The sequence below is a fragment of the Pseudoalteromonas sp. APC 3694 genome, from assembly GCF_030407565.1.
Taxonomy (GTDB): Bacteria; Pseudomonadota; Gammaproteobacteria; order Enterobacterales; family Alteromonadaceae; genus Pseudoalteromonas; species Pseudoalteromonas tetraodonis.
Map to the genome: position 1 here is coordinate 1 of NZ_JASDDE010000064.1, position 1,681 is coordinate 1,681.

The 1,681-nt window shown below is 35.9% G+C and carries 1 protein-coding gene; it reads left to right on the forward strand.

The genetic code is table 11. From position 1 onward, the window contains the following. The first annotated feature begins 516 nt into the window (after positions 1 to 516). A complete protein-coding gene (locus tag QMA00_RS16285) occupies positions 517 to 1,338 on the forward strand; it encodes a hypothetical protein (protein WP_254843676.1) in 822 nt (273 codons plus the stop codon). Positions 1,339 to 1,681: the final 343 nt, after the last annotated feature.

The following is a 1,681-nucleotide window of genomic DNA, read 5'->3' on the forward strand; positions in this document are numbered from 1 at the left end:
AGGTGGCCGTACTGTAGGTGCTGGTGTTGTAGCAACTATCGTAGAGTAATAATTAGCCTAGCTAATTAATACGAAAAAACCCGAGCTTAGCCTCGGGTTTTTTAATGTCTGCAATTTACTTCATGTGAAGGTGGCGCTCTTACCATAGGGGTAGGCGCTTTGTAGCAACGTTCAACGAGTAATAATTAACGTCTAAGTTAATTGTTGGAAATAGGTCACTTAGGTGGCCTTTTTTAATGCCTGCAATAAAGTACAGGTTTCAGGTATTAGGTTTCAGGTTTTAGGTAAGCAGCTCGATGTTAGTTTTAACATTGTTGCGTGGGTTAAATTTAGCGGCAATTAAGGTAAAGCATAAAGCTGGCGTCATTACCTTGGGTATAAGTTGTCTAGTTAATTTGACCACCCATTAAAAATAAATGTTATGCTAATAAGCATATTTGAATTTAGTAAGGCTAATTGATAGTCTGTTAACTCTAAAAATCATAATAAATTTTTTAAAGGGAATTGAAATAAACGATGATTAGAAAGCTTCTTTTGACCTGTTCTTTTTTGTTTTCTTCGACAGTAGTGGCAAACGCTCCGTCTTACTTTAACAAAGAGATTGATAGTGAATACAGAGCATTAATTCAGCACGTTAAAGAAATGCTGCCCGAAACTAACTTGCAGTTAGCCTATTTACCATCTTTCTACCCATATAGCCTATTAGATATTCGCCCTACCAAATTTAAAAGCGATAAGGATAAGCAAGCTTTCGCAAATTTTAACTTTGGGGTTTTTGGAAGAGCTTTATTAAACATTAATAAAGGGCAGTTATCTAGTCTACCCAATATTTCAATTTGCAAGGAAATGAAATGTGAAAACGAGCGAATAGTATTGATTAAGAAATTTGTCAAAGAGTCAGACAAAGAAATAAAGTCGCTGCTAGAAAATAAGGGCTTATTCATCATTCAACAGACGACACCACATGTATATAGAGTCAATAATACCTTTTTTAGCCCTACTCAGTTAATCACATATTACCCATCAAAAAAAGCTGGCTTCGTCCCCTCTGGAGATTACAAAGTATCCACACCTGATGATGAGCCAGATCTAATGAATCTATCTAGTTCTACGCAAGCACTCAGAGATGTGATGGCTAAATATAAGGTTGCCGCGATAACAAAAGTAAATAAAGCCGCTGTTAATGTTATTTTTGGTGGAATTGGGGATAATCACTGGGGCGTTGTATTCAATCATAAATATGATTTTCCAAGTTCCGGCGAATACAACGACATTGGGCTAGAATACGATATCATACAAAAAATATCTGACGAAAGCTTTTACTATCAAACAAACTGACTTAAATAGTAACCAGTTAAAATATAAGGTAAATTGTTGGTTTTATACACGTTAACTCTGACTTTAAGTTCATTTTTTTTAAATAAAAAAATATAGCCTTAGAGCCACTAATACTACTTATAGGCACTAAATTAACTCAATAGCCCGAGCTTAGGCTCGGTTTTTTATGCCTGCGATAAAGTAGAGGTTTCAGGTGCGAGGTTTCAGGTTTTAGGTAAAGCAGCTCGGTGTTAGTTTTAACATTGTTGCTTGGGTTGAGGTTTGCGAAACTCGAGGGTAAAAAAACGCGGCCATTGGCCGCGTTATATATTGAAGTTAGTGTTAGTTATGTTTTTCTAACCTG